A 17,800-nucleotide genomic window follows, 5' to 3' on the forward strand; every position below is an offset into this window, starting at 1 on the left:
CAAGAGATGCGCCATTGACCTGTGAAGCGGGAGATTTTTGATGTTTCACATAGAATCCTTTTATGTCTGAGGCGTTGGTCGATCTCGGGTGGATGCGATTGCTGGTCGAGGTCGACCGAAAGGGTTCCCTGTCGGCCGCTGCAGAGGCCCTCGGCCTGACCCAACCGGCCGTGAGTTATCAGATCCGCCTTCTGGAGCAGCGGTTTGGTCAGCCCTTGCTGCATCGCCTGCACAGGGGTGTCAGGTATACGGATGAAGGGCGTCGGCTGCTCGCGATTGCGGAAAGAACGGTGTCGGAGGTAGATGCCCTGCAGCGCAGTGTGCGCGCGGCGCGCAGAAGGCCGACCGTGCGGCTCGCCACAGATTACGCCTTCTCAAGCCTCTGGCTCATTCCGCGCATGCATGCCTTTCGGCAGCACCATCCGGAAATCGATTTGCAGATCGTGGCAAGCCAGCGCCTCGGTCATCACTGGCGCGAGGATGCGGATCTCGCTGTCGCTTTCGGGGCGGGCAGCGAGTTTGGCCCGGATGCCCGTCTGCTGATGCCTGAGCGTGTCGTACCAGTGTGCACGCCCATGCTTGCACGCAGTCTCGCGGACGCGCCGGGCCTGGCGATCCGGCAATGCCCCCTGATCCATCTCGAAGCCGAACAGGTCTCGCCCTGGCTCGACTGGCCAGCCTACCTGTCGCGCCTGAAACGGGGCGAAAGCCTGGAGGACAGTCCGGGTGATCTTCGTTTCAACACCTATGCGCTCGTGGTTCAGGCGGCCATGGCCGGGCAAGGTGTCGCCCTTGGCTGGCTGGGCATCGTGGACCACCTGCTGGACGCTAACCTGCTGGTCATGGCAGGCGACATGGTCTCAGTCCAGGGGCGGGGTTATTGGCTGGTACCCGGCAGCAGCAGCGAAGCCGTGTCATTGCTCGCCGCTTGGTTGGTCGACGAGGCCTCTGGTTCATCTGCCCAGCAAATACCCCACTGAAACAGCGAAGAAAACGCAGCATTGTTCAATTTGCGCAATTCAACAATGACTAATGTTTAACCATTGTATTGCATGATTTCGATGACGCTATGGTTGTGTCGTCTTAGCGAATACTAATGCAATGCTGGGGATCGTGATGAGACTGACAGATGTTTCAGTGACTTGGCGCCTCACGATGGCGCTTGCCATACCGCTCGTGGCTCTGGCCGGCCTGGCCTATGTCGAAATCAATACGACGTTTGCTGCTTACCAGCACGCGCGCCACCTGAACGTCGTGAGCGCGGATCTGGGTGTCATCGGGGATCTGGTGCATGCGCTCCAAGGGGAACGGGCTGAAGCAGTGGGTCTGCTTGCTTCCAAGGGGCGGGAGCATGGCGCCGAACTTCAGGCCGCCCGAACAGCAGGTGCGCCCGCCCTGGACAAGATGGATCAGGTTCTCGCCGACATGAAGGCCGAGGGCGACCCAACTCTGATGCGCCACGAACAGGAGCTCGAGGTGGTGCTGGCAAAGCTTCCACAGATCCGGGCCTCGACAGACAATCTGACCTTGGCGCCCACGGAGGCGTTCGTCTACTACACTGATCTCGTTCACCGTCTGATGAATGTCTCGCGCGAGTTCTCGCTCGCAGTCGGCGCCCGAGGGGTTGTCGGCAAGATGATGGCCTACAGCCTGCTGATGAACGCCAAGGAAGTCGCCGGGCAGGAGCGCAATTTGGGGCACGCCTTCATTTCCGAGGGCAAGTTCGACGAGGCGCACTATCTCGATTTCCTCGGCATGTTCGGCTCGCAAAAGTCACTGATCGACCAGTATCTCGAACTCTTGCCGGACGAGGTTCGTGAGCACTATCGCGACTCTCTTCACACGCCGGATGCCGAGGCGGTCGAGGATATCCGCTCGAAGATGATGGTGGGTGGCCTGTCTGCCGACCTCAGTGTGTTCGACAGCGGCGAATGGCTGGAGCGTTCGGCGCGCCGAATCGAGCGCTTGAAAGAGCTCGAAAACGAAACACTCGCAACGATCGTCGTCGATGCCCAGAACATGGCTGCGGATGAATACGAACACCTGCTGCGCGTCGCCGGGATCACCGGTACCGTCCTGACCTTCGCCTGTTTCTTTGCGATTTCTCTGTCACTGACCGTCGTGCGGCCGCTGCGTCGCCTGACAAGGACGATGAACGACCTCGCAGCCGGGAATGTTGAAGTCGACATGATCCGCGCGGAGAGCAAGGACGAGATCGGACAAATGGGTCGGGCCGTCACCGAATACATCGCGCTTGCCAAGGCTCGCATGATCCGGGAACGCCAGGAGCAGGAGGAAGCAGAGCGGATCAAGCGAGCGGCTGAACTGGAAGCCGAGCGGGAACGGGCGGAACGTGCCGCGGAGATCGCTTACGCCGTTGAACAACTGGCCAGTGGTCTGGATGCATTGTCTTCCGGTGAGATCGGCTACCGTCTTTCCAAACCCTTCGCACCCTCCCTCGATCCGCTGCGCCTGAGTTTCAACGGCTCGATGGAGCGGCTGTGCGGCGTGATGGCGACCATCCGCCAGAGTACAGGACAGTTGCATGGCGGCTCCCAGGAGCTTCAGCTGGCGGCGGACGATCTCGCCCGGCGCACCGAGCGCCAGGCTGCGGCACTGGAGGAAGCTGCGGCCTCGATAACCCAGATCACCGCGACCATGACGAGCTCGGCGCAACGGGCGGAAGAAGCCGGCCATCTGGTGCGCGAAGCGAGCCTGACCGCCCAGAAGTCCGGCGCCGTCGTATCGGATACGGTCAAGGCAATGCATCATATCGAACAGTCCTCCGGACAGATCAGCCAGATCATCTCGGTGATCGATGAAATCGCCTTCCAGACCAACCTTCTGGCGCTGAATGCCGGCGTCGAGGCAGCCCGCGCTGGGGAAGCTGGCAAGGGCTTCGCTGTCGTTGCACAGGAAGTCCGAGAGCTTGCCCAGCGGTCTGCCAATGCTGCGCGTGAGATCAAGGCCCTGATCAACCGATCGACCCAGGAAGTCGAAGCTGGTGTCCGACTGGTCAACGAAACCGGAACGACCCTCAGGGGCATCGAAGACCACGTGATGAAGATCAACGAGCGCGTCGCGGCCATCGTTGCAGCTGCGAAAGAGCAGTCGGCTGCGCTCAACGAGATCAGTCAGGCTGTCAGCCAGATGGACCAGGTGACGCAGCAGAACGCAGCGATGGTCGAGGAAGCAAGTGCTGCGACATCGAGTGTGGCAACCGAAGCAGACCGGCTCAATGGCCAGATCGCCATGTTCAAACTGCCCGGGAACGAGAACCGTCAGCGCGGCCGAGAGGCCGCCTGACCCGCCGAGCCTGCCACTCAGAGCAGATTGGCGATGCGACAGAATTCCTCGACGCTGAGCGTTTCCGCCCGGCGTTGAGGATCGATCTCGGCGCGGGCGAGCAAAGCTTCCCCGCCGATCGGCTTGAGGCTCTGCCGGAGCATCTTGCGACGCTGGCCGAAGGCAGTCTGGGTGACCTTTTCCAGCTTGTCCGGATCACAGGACAGGGGCTTTTCGATTGGCACGAGATGCACCACGGTCGAGGTGACCTTGGGCGGCGGCGTGAAGGCCTGCGGGGGAATGTCGAAGGCCATATGCGCCTCCGTCCGCCAGCCGCAGAGCACCCCAAGCCGGCCATAGTGATTGTCGTCCTCACGCGCCACGATGCGCTGCCCGACTTCCTTCTGGAACATCAGCGTCAGAGACTGCCAGAAGGGCGGCCATTGGCGTGGCAGAAGCCAGTTGACCAGCAATTGCGTGCCGACATTGTAGGGCAGGTTCGCGATGATCTTGACCGGCTCGCCACGAGCCAAGTTCTCGAAATCGGTCTTCAGGGCATCACCCTCGATCACCTCAAGGCGACCGGGATAATGGTCGGCAATCTCCTGCAGGGCCGGCAGGCAACGCGGATCACGCTCGATCGCAATGACCTTCTTCGCGCCAAGTGCCAGGATTGCACGCGTAAGACCGCCTGGACCCGGCCCGACTTCGATCACCGTCACGCCTTGAAGGGAACCTGCATTGCGGGCCACCTTCTGGGTGAGGTTCAGGTCGAGAAGGAAGTTCTGTCCGAGCGCCTTCTTGGCATCCAGTCCATGGCGCGCAATCACATCGCGCAGCGGCGGCAATCCATCGAGCGCGGCCATCAGCGTGACGCGTCCCTGGCGCGTGCCATGCAATCCGCCATCTGCAAGGCTGCAACGAGGCTGGTTTCCTTGGCAAAACCGCTGCCCGCCAGACCGAAGGCCGTCCCGTGGTCGGGCGAGGTGCGAATGAACGGGAGACCCAGCGTCACGTTGACGCTGTCGTCGAAACCGAGTGCTTTCGCCGGAATCAGCGCCTGGTCGTGATACATGCAGATTGCAACGTCATAGCGAGTGCGCGCGTCGTCGTGGAACATGGTGTCGGCGGGCAGGGGGCCGAAGGCATCGATGCCCTCGTCACGCAGCCTGCGGATCGCGGGATGGATGATGTCGTCGTCCTCATGGCCGATGGTACCATTCTCGCCGGCATGCGGGTTGAGGCCAGCAACCGCCAGACGTGGCGAGGCCATTCCAAACCGCTCCGCCAGATCCTTCGCGACGATCCGGCAGGTGTCGACGATCAGGTCTTGCGTGAGCGAAGCGGGGACATCCTTGAGCGGGATATGGATGGTCACCGGAACCGCCTTCAGCTTCGGCCCTGCGAGCATCATCACCGGCATCACGGAACCGCCCTTTGCCCGCGCCGCCAGATCGGCGAGAAACTCGGTATGCCCGGGAAAGCCGAAGCCGGCTTCGTAAAGCACGGATTTGGCGATCGGGTTGGTAACAACCGCACGCACCGCACCCACGAGGCACAAAGATACGGCAGTCTCGATGGCTGCAATCGTGCCGCGGGCGTTTGCCACGTGGGGCTTGCCTGCCAGGACGTCCACGCCAGTCGGAATGGCAAGAACCGGCAGCGCACGCGGGAAAACGTCTGCAGCGCAGGCCGCATCCGTCTCCTCCAGGTCGAGGTCTATGTCCAACTGGCGGGCGCGCACCTTCAGGACGGACGGATCACCGACGTAAAGGAAAGGCGGGAGACCGAGTTCATGGCGATTAAGCCAGGCTTGCAAAGCAATGTCCGGCCCGATCCCGGCAGGATCGCCCTGGCTGAGCGCCAGGGGAAGAACGCCATTGGTCATGGATCGGCCTTTCGCCGCTTACTGCATTACGATCTGGGCCTTGGAGCGCAGTTCCTCGAGGTACTTCTCGGAATTCGGGTTTTCACCCTGCTGCTCCTTGCCGATGTCCTCGGCACGAAACACGACTTCTGCCGCGACGTCGTCCGACACCTGGCGCTGGTTGCAGATCGCGAGATACTCAACGCCGCGCTCGGTCACGCGGGTTGCCGTGGTCCCGCCCTTTGCCTTTTCGACCAGCGGCTTCCATTCCGGCGGCATTTCCGGCTCAAGAACACGGCCGAGATTGCGGATGGACACGTCGAGATAATTCTTCGCGAATTCCATCGCCTGATCGCAGCCGGGGAAAGAAGCACGCGACTTCTCGGCCTCAGCCTTGCGCTTCCCGACAGTGCCCTTCTTCGACGCAGGCACGACAAAGATGACCTGCTTCAGGAAGTACTCGGTCGTGATCGGCTTTTGCTTGTTCTCGAGAAGACGGGTGACGAGATCCTCGTTCGACAAACGCCCACGAGAACCTGCACCATAACGGGCGTTCACGAGACGTGGCCAGCTCATGGACACGGCGATGAAAGCCTTGAAATGCGCGGCACCCACGCCGGCCTGGTCGAGCACGGAGTTGAGCTGCGCAATCGAGAGCTTGTTTGATGAGGCAAACCGCTCGAATGAGGCGTCGACGTCAGCCGTGCTGACGGACATTCCGACACGTGCGATCTCTTCACGCTTCAGCGCTTCATTGACCAGCTCTTCCTTCGCGATCTTCTGCAGATTGCCGGTTCGCCGCTGCAGCTTGAGGAATGCAACGCGCCGGCTGACATCTCCAGTGGTAATGGCGGTCTTGTTAACGACGGCGACCACGGAAGTCGCGGCCTGAGCCAGCGTCGGCATGAAGATCGGAGTGGGGCTTACGCTTAAGGACAGCGCGATGACGCCGGCAAGCAGCAGACCGGTGCCCTTCTTCGCAATGGCCATCTGTCATCCTTTCTCCGGAGCGGAACTCATCGCTGCGGACATAACTCTTCGCATAGATTTTAGAACTGCCGCACGGATTGCACAATCCATGCGGCAAAACAATGACCTGTCGCGCAGCGACGCGAACTCACCGGATCGCGGTGTCCCTCACGTTGATCTCTCCGAGCGTGCGGAACACCAGTCTTCCGCCGATTGTCCAGTCGTTTGCTGTCTGGGCGTTCGGATCATATTTGTCCGAGTAGCTGATCGTGAACACTGTGCACTCGTCCGCATAGGATAGTCCCACGCTGCGGCGGTTGAACTTGTTTGCGTCGATGTCATAGTTCAGCGAACCGAACACGGACCAGTTCTCGGTGACCTTCACGGTGGATGACGTGGCGATTGTCTGATTGTCGGTACGGTACGAGTATTCCGGACGGGCATCGACCTGCGAGAAGGTGACACTGGTCGTGAACCTGTCCTGAGAATATGTCGCATTGACGTCGGTTCGGCGAATATCGAGCGATTTCTCATCCAGACGAACACCGGCACTGACCGACAAGCCCATCGGCAGATCGAACCCGGCCGACGCGACATAGTCAGAAACGTCGGTCTCCAGACCGGATCGCGTACCGACGGCGAGCAAATCCTGGGTCGCATACGAGTTCAGACCGGCCAGATGGTAGGATTGGCCAATGACCGCTCTAACACCGACGCCGTTATCGAAGCTGCCGGTGTAGCGCATGCCAACGTTCGCACGCGTGCCACCCTCGACACGATCGAAGCCCGAAAATTTATTGCGCGAGAACAGGTTGCTCGCATCAAACACCAGGCTTTGGGCGTCTTCGTTCGGAAGCTGACCCGGATAGCTTTCGTTGTTGCGGGCGTAAATCTGCGCGATCGGTTCAATGATGTGAGAGCTGTTGGCTGTGGTGATCAGCCATGGATACCGCGCCTCAATCCCGGCCGTTAGCATGCCTCGAGTTGGGAGGTCATTTGACGTGTAGCCGCCCGTATAGTTGCCGGGCGCGTTCATCGCGAGACCATAGACATCACCGCGAGCGGCCAGCAGCGGTGTGATCTGCACACCACCGGGACCGTCGAAGGTGCGCTGCCACTCCAGTTCGCTGGACAGACGGCCCATATGCCCCTTGAGACCGCGATAGACATCGAACGAACCATCGCCGTTGAGGTCGGCAAACTCGCTGGAGAAGCGCGATAAGGACGTGAAGTTCAACGTGCCGGACAACTGCCCGCCGGCAACGAGTTCGGGAGCATAATAGCTGTAGTCGATCACCGGCAGAACGGTGGCCTGCTTCTTTTCCGACGTATCGTTTACATCGGCGTCCTGCACGTCGAAATAATAGCCGCGCATGTCGAAGAAGTTACGCTCGCCAATCCCGGTGAGGTAAGCGACATTGGTGTGGGTTGCGGCATTCAAACCTTCGACACCGTAGGTGCGTGCGAAATTGTTGTCGCTCTGCACCATCACATCCCAGCCGAATGTCCAGCGTGGATTGATCTGGAACTCGCCTTTCGACGCCACGAGGCCGCGCAACTCGCGCGAGGCGTCACTGGTGCCGGCGGTGAACCGGTCTGTGTTCATTTGACTGATGCCGGCGAAGCGGAGGTTCGCCTGGCCTTTTTCAAAGCGCTGGCGGATTTCGGCTTCAAGCAGCACGCCCTGCGCCGTGAAGCCTGTCGCGGTCACCGTGGCATCACGGTCCGGGGCAATTGCGATGTAGTAGGGCACAGAAATGCCGAAGCCGACATTTTGACCCGAGCGGAATCTGGGGAACAAGAAGCCCGTCTTGCGCTTTACGGTGTTGTCCGGCACGACGATGAACGGCAGCGTCACCAGAGACTTGCCGAACAGTTCGAAGCGTGCGCGTTCGAGACGAACAGTGTGCTTCGTGCCGTCCTGAACCACGCGTTCGGCCTTCACCTGCCAAAGAGGAGGCCGAGAGGGGTTTTCAGCGCAAGGAAGGCAGGCCGTGTAGACGCCCTTGTGCAGGATCATCTGGTTGCCGCCAACCCGTTCGGCGGTTTCTGCGACGAGACGTGTATTGTCGGTTGTCTCAAGGCGGAGCGATTGCAGGAAGCCGTCCGAGAACTTGTTCGTCACGTCCAGCGAATCCGCATAGATGCGGTTGCCGGTCGGTTCGACGAGTTCGATATTGCCGGCTGCGGTCACGCGGCCCGTTTTCTGGTCGTAGACGACCTGACGGGCGACCATCTGGTAGCCGGCATAATTGATCTGTACCGCGCCATTCGCGACAACGCGCTCGGCATCACGGTCATAAACGAGTTCATTGGCTGCAAGAAGCAGCTTTGCGTCATCAGGGACGGTGCCTGCAGCCGACGCGGAGTCGGACAGGCTCTGCGCATGCACGAGAGGCGCGGTGGGCGCCATCGCGCACACAGCGACACTGGTCAGCAGGGCTACTGAGAGCCTCCTGATATTCCCGCGGTCTTTTACCGCCACTAACCATCCTCCTTGTGAAGCAGAATCGTTGCCCCCAATGCCATCGCTACGACAACTGGGACCCAGGCCGCAACATACGGCGGCATGACGCCGCTGCTTCCGAATGCCCTGACGAGCACAGAGACAACATAAAGCACGAAGCCTGACAATATTCCACCCAGAATCACCGTTCTCGATTGGTTGATACGGCTGAATTTCAGCGACACGGTTGCCGCAATCAGCGTCATTGCAACCATCAGGAATGGCATCGAAAGCAGCGAATGGAACTGGGTTTCCAGAGCGTAAGGAGCTATTCCAAACGACCGCGCGACTTCAATTTTCTGAAAAAGATCATAAAAAGCAACGCTTTCAGGTCTGGCCAGCCGCTGCTGAACGAATTCCTCGTTGAGATTGGTCGCGACCCGTGCTTCGGCAAGGCGGCTCTGGATCTCGCCGGGACGCGTCTCAAGAACGTCGGTAAGCTTCCAGTAACCATCTTTCAAGGTAGCTGTGCGCGCATCCTGACGCAGGATGATGCGGCCCTCCTTGTCGAAGTGCAGCAAGACCGCATCTACGAGCAGGGTCCCGTCCTCCAGGACAGACCGCGCGCCCAGAGCAACATCGGTATCTCCACTTGATTGGCGAAGCCACGGGATCGGGGCCGGTTTTGCGCTGCCTGCAGCCTCACGCCACCGTGTTTCGATCTCGGTCCCTTGGCGCTCTCCCCAGGCTGCCAGCGGGTTGATGACGAGCGTCGTGAGAAGGCCAATCAGTGTCGCGCCGATCAGGAACGGCGCCATGAATTGCCAGACCGAGATGCCCGCCGCGCGAGCCACGACGAGCTCGGACTTGCGATTGAGCGCGATCAGCGTTGCCATGCCGACGAAAAGACCGATGAACGGAACCGTTTGCTGCAGGATGAGCGGAAGGCGGAGCGCCGTGAGGTAGAGGACGCCCGTCACGGAGTAACCCGGGAGATTGTCAAAGCGGCCGGATGTTTCTGTGAAATCGATCAGATAGGTGATCGAGATGACGCCGAGGAAAAACCAGAGCGTCGTCATCATATAGCGGCGGAAAAAGTAAAGGCCGAGGGTCCAGATCACGCGGTGCCTCCCGCATTCTGGCCAAGCCGCCTCTGAGTCATGGCAACGGCTTTGTTCAAGAGCGCGGATACTGCCTTGGGAAGCCGTGGGCTGCGGTTTGTCGCGAGCATGAAGGTCGCTGCCCCGCCGCTTGCCAGCGGAACCAGATACTGCAAAGGCACGAACGCCGTAGAGGTTTCCGCAAGCGAGGTCACATAGTTCGAGCCCCAGAACACCGTCAGCGCCATGATCAATGCTGATGCCATCGGATGGAGTCTTGCCTCGCGATGGGAGCGGGCGTCGCCGCACATCATCAGGCTGATGAGGGCAAACACCAGAGGGAAGAAGGAGGCGGTGATCCGCCGATGCAATTCTGCCGAGAAGTCGTTTGGGTTGCTGACGTAGCGCTCATCCAGCGGATCAGGGTCCGCAAGGTAGAGGATATCACGGTCCTTGGCGCCGTAGCGCGCCTCACCGCGCTCTTCTGACAGATCGGAGAGGTCGAAGGCGTATCTGTCGAAGCGGATGACCGTCACGTCTCCATTCGGCGCCTTCCGCTGGACTTCTCCGTCCTGCATGATGAGCGCCTTGCCAGTTTCCTCCACTGCGCCCTCACGCGCGTAATAGATGAGCTCGGACGACGGATCGCGAGAATCAGCCACCAGAAGCCCCTTCATCTGACGACCGGCCTGCCGCTCCGAAATCTGCACGAAAAGTCCCGGCTCGATCTGTCGAAAGGTCTTTTCTTCGATCACGGAGGAGAGCAGGTCGGCATAGGCGGTGGCGATCATGGTGCGGACATTGACACGCATCGCCGGTTCGACGAAGCCGATCATGACGAACGAGAATATGCTCAAACCACCGGCCAGCATCAGAAGCGGGCGCTGGATCGTCCGCCGCGGCGCGCCGGCGGCATCGATCACCGCAAGCTCCGAATCGTTGTTCATCGTCGTCAGCGTGTGGGTGATGCCGATGACGAGGGCGAAGGGCAGTACGGTTGAGATGATCGTCGGGAGGATCATCGTTGCCAGCAACATGAAGGATCCCACCGACTGGCCGCTATCCGTGACCAGGTTGATGCGCCGCAACACCTGCGTGGTCCAGATGATCGCCAGCACCGGCACAAGCGCCGTGAGGAACATCAGGACGACCCGTCGCAGAATGTATTGTTCGAGTATCTTCATAGGGTTCCCTTGCTGGCGCGACACGCAGACACCGCGCCGAGGATTGGCTTTCTCTACGATGCTTGCGGCGATTTGGCGACCGTCGAAAGGCAATTTCCCCCGCTTGGTGAAATCCTTTTTTCGGCAACCGCGATAAATCGGACACGCCCCGACCCTGGGCGCGGCATTCAGGGGATTGGCATCTAATCGCGTGGCCAAACTCTTGCCATCGTTCGCGAAAACACCATGATCTCTTCAGGACTTCTCCCCACGAATGCAAGGTGCCCCTTATGTCGTTGAAACTCGCCGTCTCCTTCGCCAAGTCTCATTCACCGGCCGGAGGGCTTGCCATCCTTTTGACGACCTCTGGTACGGATACGCCGGCTGGGGCTTCCGAAGCGGATCCGGCAAAAGTCTATGCGCGGGCAGCCAAGGCGGCGAAATTCTCCGGCAAGTCGCTTGCCACGCTTGACATCGTTGCGCCGCATGGTTCGCCGCTTGACCGATTGGTCGCTCTCGGCCTCGGCAAGGGCGACAACCTTTCGGCCCATGACTGGCTGAAAGCCGGAGGCGTTGCCACGGCGGCTCTCAAGGGTGCCGAGACGGTAACCATCTATCTCGACGTGCCCGGACTTGAGGTCTCGCCGAAGGCCGCCGCCGATTTTGCACTCGGCATGTTGCTGCGGGCTTACAAGTTTGACATCTACAAGACCAAGAAGAAGTCGGAGGACGAGGAGGATAAGGCCGACAAGACGATCAAGGTAACCATCGTCGCCGCCGAGGCGTCTGCGGCCAAGAAGGCCTTTGCCGAAACCGAAGCGATTGCCGACGGCGTCGTTCTCGCCCGCAACCTGGTGAACGAACCCGCCAATGTGCTCGGCCCGCTGGAATTCGCCGCCAAGGCCAAGGAGCTCGAGAAGCTGGGGGTCGAAGTCGAGATCTTGACCGAGAAGGAAATGAAGAAACTCGGCATGGGCGCGCTTCTCGGTGTAGCACAAGGCTCGGTCCGTCCGCCTCGCCTGGTGGTGATGCAGTGGAAGGGTGGCAAGTCCAAGGACAAGCCGCTGGCCTTTGTCGGCAAGGGCGTGGTCTTCGATACCGGCGGCATCTCGATCAAGCCCGCCGGTGGCATGGAGGATATGAAGGGCGACATGGGCGGCGCTGCTGCCGTCACGGGATTGATGCATGTTCTGGCCGCCCGCAAGGCCAAGGTGAATGCCATTGGTATCCTCGGCCTCGTCGAGAACATGCCTGACGGCAACGCCCAGCGTCCCGGCGATATCGTGACCTCAATGTCGGGTCAGACGATCGAAGTCATCAACACAGATGCGGAAGGCCGCCTCGTGCTCTGCGATGCGCTCTGGTACTGCAACGACCGTTTCCAGCCGGCCTTCATGATCAACCTCGCCACATTGACCGGCGCGATCGGTGTTGCGCTCGGCAACCTTCATGCCGGCCTTTTCTCCAACGACGACGATCTGTCGGAAAAGCTCCTCGCCGCAGGCCTGACGACCAACGAACGGCTGTGGCGTATGCCGCTCGGCAAGGACTACGACAAGATGATCGACTCCAAGTTCGCCGACATGAAGAACACCGGTGGACGGCAGGCCGGCTCGATCACCGCCGCCCAGTTCTTGAAGCGCTTCGTCAAGGACACGCCCTGGGCCCATCTCGACATTGCGGGCACCGCGATCGGTTCGCCGACCGATGAGATCAACCAGTCCTGGGCCTCTGGTTACGGCGTGCGTCTGCTGGATGAGCTTGTCCGCGCGTACTACGAATCTTGATGATGGCGAGCGCATCCGTGGCCGACGTTCTCTTCTACCATCTGACGGAATCGAAGCTGGAGGACGCGCTGCCGCCGCTACTCGAGAAGAGCGTCGAGCGGGGCTGGCGCGTCGCGGTCCAGACCTGCGATGCCGAACGCCGAGATGCTCTGGACGCGCATCTGTGGACCTATCGGGAGGAGAGCTTTCTGCCGCATGGCACGGAGGACGGTGCCTCACCAGAGCGCCAGCCGGTTCTGTTGACGACAGTTACGGACAACATGAACCAGGCCAGTGTCCGCTTTATGGTCGATGGTGCAGAGCCTCCGGCGGACCTTCCTTACGACCGCGTCGTCTTCGTTTTCGACGGCTACGATACGGAACAGCTTGAACGTGCTCGCGCTCAATGGAAGCGGCTGAAGGGTGAGGGGCATTCGCTCACCTATTGGCAGCAGACACCAGAGGGGCGTTGGGAAAAGAAGGCGTGATTGGGAAAGGGCGTTTCAGCGGCGCCCTTTCTCGATCTCAGGCTTTCATGATCGTCTGGCGCAAGAAGCTGTAGCCCATGGCGGTCCGCCGCGCCATTTCCGCCGAATTGCCGGCCCCGCCATGACCGCCGGAGCCATATTCGTGGAAGAGAGGCAGGTGTCCGGCCCCTTCCAGCCGCATCGCAAAGCGCCGCGCATGCGAAGGATGCACCCGGTCATCATTGCTGGAGCTTTCGATATAGACGGGCGGATAGGCTTGGTCCGATGCCGGCTTCACCTGATGCAGGGGTGAGTAGCTGAGGAGGAACGCGCGGTCTTTCTCGTCGTCCGGGTTGCCGTATTCGTCGATCCAGGCCCGCCCGGCGGGGAAGAGATGGAAGCGGGTCATGTCGAGCACCGGAACCCGGCACCAGACGGCGCCGAAATCATCCGGATAACGCGTCAGCATGACGCCGGTGAGCAGGCCGCCATTGCTGGCGCCGGTACAGGCAATCCGCGACGAGTTCGTATAGCCGCGCTTGATCAGATCTCGGGCGATCGCGACAAAGTCCTCGTATGCCTTGTGGCGGCCTTCACGCTTCACGGGCTTGTGCCAATCCGGCCCCAGTTCTGAGCCGCCGCGGATATAGGCCTGCACATAGGCGCCACCCTGTTCCAGAAAGCGGCCGGTAGTCCCGGAATAGTGCGGCGCAAGAGGTGCAGCAAAACCGCCATAACCGTAGATCAGAACCGGAAGCTCGCCCTTCTTCCACACCTTCGGCAGCACCAGATGGTAAGGCACATTGGTGCCATCCTCCGATATCGCTTCCAGAAGTTCGCTGGTCATGCCCTCCGCGTCAAAGAACGCGGGCGATGTTTCCTGCGGCACCAGCGCAAGCGGTTCCCTAGTCGGATTGCGGTCCCGGTCGGAGGGGGCGAGCGTGTATCGGGTCGGAGGCACCAGGAAGCCGGAGCCGATCACATGAAGCGTGTCGTCTCCCAAATGCAGGTCGGCGTGAAGCGGCGTGAAATAAAGCGCCTCGATGCCGTCCGGCAAATCGATCCGCTGGGGCACCGCTTCCTCTTGCGTCAGATCGAGTGCATAGAGTTCGGGCGAGAGGCGATCATCGACGGTGTAGATCGCCCAGTGGCGGAGCAGGGTGAAGTGATGCACCGCGCGGCCCGGCTGCGGCTCCACCAGAATGCGCCGCTTCGGCGCCAGCGGTTCAGAATCGAACGGTGTCAGCGCTTGCAACACCAGGCTGCCAGACGCCACCTGCTCGTCGCTCTTTGCGAGCCAAAGGATGTGGCTGTGGTTGATGTCAAAGCCGATGTCCCGTGGCAGCGGCAATCGGCGGGCGGCGCCATCGGCGTCCTCGACATGAAGGCTGAGCTTGCCGATCTCGTGGTTCGCCATGAAGACCCGGATCTGTCGCGTGTCGGGTCCCGTGTGCCCGCCGAGTTCGGGGTCGATGATAAAGCCATAGCCAGTGACGTCGGTGGCAGCAGCTTCAAACAGGATCTCCGCCTCTGCCGGGGCTTCGCCCCGACGCAATCGCCGTCCGACCCTTGGCCAGCCGGATTGCGTGGCGGAGAAGGCGTCGATCGATCCGAAATAGGCGATCTCGTCGGCGCTGAGCCAGGACGCCTGAGCCCGGACTGCCGGCGTGTCGAAGCCACCGTCCACCACTCGTTTCGTTTCCAGATCGAACTCAAGAAAACGCGTCAGGTCCGAGCCACCGTCGGACAGGCGCAGCAGAACGCGCGTCGGTTCGAAGGGGCAGGTGACACAGCCGCCGAAGATCCAGCGTTTCCCCTCTCGTGCGCAGAAAGCATCGACATCGAAGACCGGATCCCAAGCTGCATCGGCGCGCGGCGCATCAGTCGCCGGCAGTCGGCGCAGGACGCCGAGCGGATTGTCTCGGGACCGGTTGAAATCGAACAGCCAGTCGCCGCGCTGCGTGGGCACGATCAGCCTGTCCTGGCGCTCCATCATCGACCGAAGTGCCTCGGCGTCTGCCTCCATTTCAGGTGTCGCCAGTGCCTCGTGAGAACGTGCGTTCCGTGCGGAAATGAAGGCCAGCGTCTGCGGATCGTCATCCTTTTCGAGAAAGAGATCCATGGCGCTGCTCCTTTGCATTTTCATCATTGCATTCGCTCAGGCGAGATCGGTGCGACAGAAGTCCTCGCCCACATGGTGGAAGGGCCCTCCTTAGGCCTTGGCGCCTGCATAGGAAAATCAGTCGCCAAAATTGAGGCAGGCCGGATGGTGCCCCACGCCATGGCGCGAAAAGGCGTCGATGGCGGCAAGCCGCCTGATGACCTGGCCTGCGGTCGCGTCGTCCTTGTTTTCGAGAGCTACGACACGGAACAACTGGGACGGTCTAAGCGGCTGAAAGGCGATGGGCGCGCGCTGCCCTGCTGGGAGCAGACACCGGAGGGGCGCCGGGAAAAGAAGGCTTGAACACTGTCTGAAGATAACAGGTGGAAGGGCTGCCTTGGGCAGCCCTTCGCGTGAATGGTGACGTCGATCAGCCTCCGGCTGCAGCGCGTTTCGAGGGGACCCCGCCATCATTCGCGACTGGCATGGACACGCGTCTTGACGGCGCTGCGGTCTCCAGCTTGAAGTGGCTGATCAGCCGTGAAAGATTGACCGCGTCGTCGGCCAGCCGGTTGGTGCTTGCTGTCGTCTCTTCGACCATGGCCGCATTGCGCTGGGTGAACTGGTCCATCTGGCCGACGGCAGTGTTGACCTCCTGCAGCTTGTGAGACTGCTCCTTGGCCGCTGCCGCGATCTGGTGGACAGACTGGTTGATGTGCATGACATGGTCCCTGATCCGGGAGAGCGCGTCTCCGGTTGCCGTGACCAGCCGCACGCCGATGCCGACCTCCTCGCCTGACTTGGTGATCAGCGACTTGATATCCTTGGCCGCACCCGCCGAACGCTGGGCGAGTTCACGCACTTCCTGCGCGACGACGGCAAAGCCCTTGCCGGCCTCGCCCGCGCGCGCGGCCTCGACACCGGCATTGAGCGCGAGAAGATTAGTCTGGAAGGCGATCTCGTCGATGACATTGATGATCTGTCCGATCTCGCCGGAAGCCTGCTCGATCCGGCCCATGGCCGCAACCGCGTCACCAACGACCGAGCTCGATTCTTCGGTGCTGCGGCGCGCTTCGTCGACCATCTGTGTCGCCAGCAACGCCGTCGCGGTCGATTGCTGGACAGCCGCAGTGATCTCCTCCAGAGCGGAGGAAGTCTCTTCGAGCGCCGCAGCCTGCTGTTCGGTTCGTTTTGCAAGATCGTCGGAGGCGAAGCGCAACTCGCCGGAGCCGGACCTGATCTGGTCGATGGAGGTGCGGACTTCAGAGACGACTGTTCGAAGGACCTGCATTGTGCCGTTCACATTGCCCTGAAGCTCGGCGAAAGCTCCGTGGAACTCGCCGCGCATCGCATCGGTCAGGTCGCCCTCGGAAAGACCGGCGATGACGCGCCGGGTTTCCGCGAGGCCTGTATCGATCGAACGAACCAGATCGTTCATCGAGGTGGCGAAGGCGTTCAGATCGGGGAATTCAAAGTCTCGGTCGATTCGCTGCGTGAAATCTCCGGCGATAGCCGCCGCACAGACCTGGCCGATGCTTTCCTGCAACTCGTCGCAACGCTGCTTCATCCGGTGTTCCTGGGCGTTCATCTCCCGCACCCGCAAACCGTTCTGCTTGAAGACGTCGACGGCGCGGGCCATGTCACCGATTTCGTTCTGCCGCTCGAGATAGGCGATCTCCACGTCGAATTCGTCGCGTGCCAGGCGCCCCATGACGCGGGTCATCCGTTCGATCGGCTTCGTGACGCCGCGGGCGACGAAGAGCATGGCAGCGATGCCTGCCAGTGCACCGACGACCAGGATCGCGGCATTGCTGAGAAGCGACAGGTGGAAGTTGCTGGCGCTTTCTTCGAACATTGCGGCAGCCGCGTCGACATTGGCGTCGCGGAAGGTGTCCGCAAAGCCGTCCATCTCGTCATAGGCAACGACCATCTCGCCCGTCAGAAGCGCGGCAGCGGCAGCCTTGTCGCCAGCGCGCGACAGCTCGATCATGCGTTGGCCTTCCGCAAGATATCGTTCGGCGCTTGCCTTGAAGCCTTCGAAGGCCGGACGTTCGGCAGGAAGCGTGATCATTGCTTCGTAACGCGCCATGCGGTCCCTGAGCTTCTCGACCTCCTTGGCGACAGCAGCATCGGCGGCGGCAAGTGTCTCAGGAGTGGTGCTGAGGATATGCCGCGTCTGCAAGGCACGCAGATTGGCGATCGAGATGTTGAGACGGTTGGTGATATCGACGACCGGCACGGATCCCTGCGCCAGCCGCTGGACATTGGAAAAGACGCCGTTCATCGACCAGAGGGCAAAGCCGCCCTGGATGACAAGCAGTGAAAGAAGAAGCATGAAGGCCCCGAGAAGCGAGGCTTTGATGGACAAGGGTTTCGTCGACATTGAGCAGCTTTCCATTCGCTCCGGGCCGCACCGTCATGGCGCCGCTCGCGGGGGAGGGAGTGCTCCGGCTTCATCGCCGAGGCGCGTATCTGTCGTGCAATTTTCCAGAGGCAAAGCTTCGCCGCTCCCTGCAACGGGTGGGCCGTTGGGGACACAAACGCGGTCACGCTCAGACACCGTACAAGAAGGCTGACGGCACTCGGACAAATGCACTGTGGATTGAAGTAGGCGAACCTAACTCGCGGAAATGATG

The 17,800-nt window shown here is 61.0% G+C and carries 13 protein-coding genes; 5 read left to right on the plus strand and 8 right to left on the minus strand.

The annotated features are described in order from the left end of the window. Positions 1 to 62: 62 nt before the first annotated feature. Both H6M51_RS11375 and H6M51_RS11380 read left to right on the plus strand, forming a co-directional pair. A complete protein-coding gene (locus H6M51_RS11375) occupies positions 63 to 980 on the plus strand; it encodes a LysR family transcriptional regulator (RefSeq protein ID WP_185809973.1) in 918 nt (305 codons plus the stop codon). A gap of 136 nt (positions 981 to 1,116) precedes the next feature. After that, complete coding sequence (locus H6M51_RS11380) at positions 1,117 to 3,306, plus strand: methyl-accepting chemotaxis protein (protein ID WP_185809974.1); 2,190 nt, start codon at positions 1,117 to 1,119, stop codon at positions 3,304 to 3,306. Between the two features lie 17 nt (positions 3,307 to 3,323). Here H6M51_RS11380 and rsmA read toward each other — a convergent pair whose 3' ends face one another. The 6 genes from rsmA to lptF form a co-directional block, all read right to left on the minus strand. Beyond that, complete coding sequence (rsmA, locus tag H6M51_RS11385; protein ID WP_185810090.1) at positions 3,324 to 4,151, minus strand: 16S rRNA (adenine(1518)-N(6)/adenine(1519)-N(6))-dimethyltransferase RsmA; 828 nt, start codon at positions 4,149 to 4,151, stop codon at positions 3,324 to 3,326. Next, the gene (gene pdxA / locus H6M51_RS11390) at positions 4,151 to 5,173 is read right to left on the minus strand and encodes a 4-hydroxythreonine-4-phosphate dehydrogenase PdxA (protein ID WP_185809975.1); all 1,023 of its coding nucleotides are present in this window, start codon (positions 5,171 to 5,173) and stop codon (positions 4,151 to 4,153) included. Before pdxA ends, rsmA begins: the two co-directional genes overlap by 1 nt. Positions 5,174 to 5,191: 18 nt before the next feature. Continuing rightward, entirely contained in the window at positions 5,192 to 6,142 is a 951-nt protein-coding gene (locus tag H6M51_RS11395) for a peptidylprolyl isomerase (RefSeq protein WP_185809976.1), read from the minus strand. Between the two features lie 127 nt (positions 6,143 to 6,269). Further along, positions 6,270 to 8,606, minus strand: a complete 2,337-nt coding sequence (locus H6M51_RS11400; RefSeq protein WP_348644461.1) for an LPS-assembly protein LptD — start codon at positions 8,604 to 8,606, stop codon at positions 6,270 to 6,272. Then, complete coding sequence (gene lptG / locus H6M51_RS11405; protein ID WP_210314813.1) at positions 8,606 to 9,649, minus strand: LPS export ABC transporter permease LptG; 1,044 nt, start codon at positions 9,647 to 9,649, stop codon at positions 8,606 to 8,608. Before lptG ends, H6M51_RS11400 begins: the two co-directional genes overlap by 1 nt. A 35-nt stretch (positions 9,650 to 9,684) precedes the next feature. Beyond that, on the minus strand, positions 9,685 to 10,851 hold the full coding sequence (gene lptF, locus H6M51_RS11410) for an LPS export ABC transporter permease LptF (protein ID WP_185809978.1): 1,167 nt from the start codon (positions 10,849 to 10,851) through the stop codon (positions 9,685 to 9,687). A gap of 269 nt (positions 10,852 to 11,120) precedes the next feature. Here lptF and H6M51_RS11415 point away from each other — a divergent pair, with 269 nt between their 5' ends. Both H6M51_RS11415 and H6M51_RS11420 read left to right on the plus strand, forming a co-directional pair. Further along, on the plus strand, positions 11,121 to 12,617 hold the full coding sequence (locus H6M51_RS11415; RefSeq protein WP_185809979.1) for a leucyl aminopeptidase: 1,497 nt from the start codon (positions 11,121 to 11,123) through the stop codon (positions 12,615 to 12,617). A 17-nt stretch (positions 12,618 to 12,634) separates the two neighbouring features. Next, positions 12,635 to 13,084 carry a DNA polymerase III subunit chi gene (locus H6M51_RS11420; protein WP_185810092.1) on the plus strand — a complete coding sequence of 150 codons (450 nt, stop codon included), beginning with the start codon at positions 12,635 to 12,637 and terminating at the stop codon, positions 13,082 to 13,084. Positions 13,085 to 13,121: 37 nt separating this feature from the next. Here H6M51_RS11420 and H6M51_RS11425 read toward each other — a convergent pair whose 3' ends face one another. Further along, the gene (locus tag H6M51_RS11425; RefSeq protein ID WP_185809980.1) at positions 13,122 to 15,185 is read right to left on the minus strand and encodes a prolyl oligopeptidase family serine peptidase; all 2,064 of its coding nucleotides are present in this window, start codon (positions 15,183 to 15,185) and stop codon (positions 13,122 to 13,124) included. 144 nt (positions 15,186 to 15,329) lie between these two features. On the opposite strand from H6M51_RS11425, the gene H6M51_RS11430 reads away from it, so the two are divergent. Beyond that, the gene (locus H6M51_RS11430) at positions 15,330 to 15,527 is read left to right on the plus strand and encodes a hypothetical protein (RefSeq protein WP_185809981.1); all 198 of its coding nucleotides are present in this window, start codon (positions 15,330 to 15,332) and stop codon (positions 15,525 to 15,527) included. A 67-nt stretch (positions 15,528 to 15,594) separates the two neighbouring features. On the opposite strand, the gene H6M51_RS11435 is transcribed toward H6M51_RS11430, so the two are convergent. Further along, on the minus strand, positions 15,595 to 17,547 hold the full coding sequence (locus H6M51_RS11435; protein WP_185809982.1) for a methyl-accepting chemotaxis protein: 1,953 nt from the start codon (positions 17,545 to 17,547) through the stop codon (positions 15,595 to 15,597). Positions 17,548 to 17,800 lie beyond the last annotated feature (253 nt).

The organism is Rhizobium sp. AQ_MP, from assembly GCF_014237835.1.
GTDB lineage: Bacteria > Pseudomonadota > Alphaproteobacteria > Rhizobiales > Rhizobiaceae > Allorhizobium.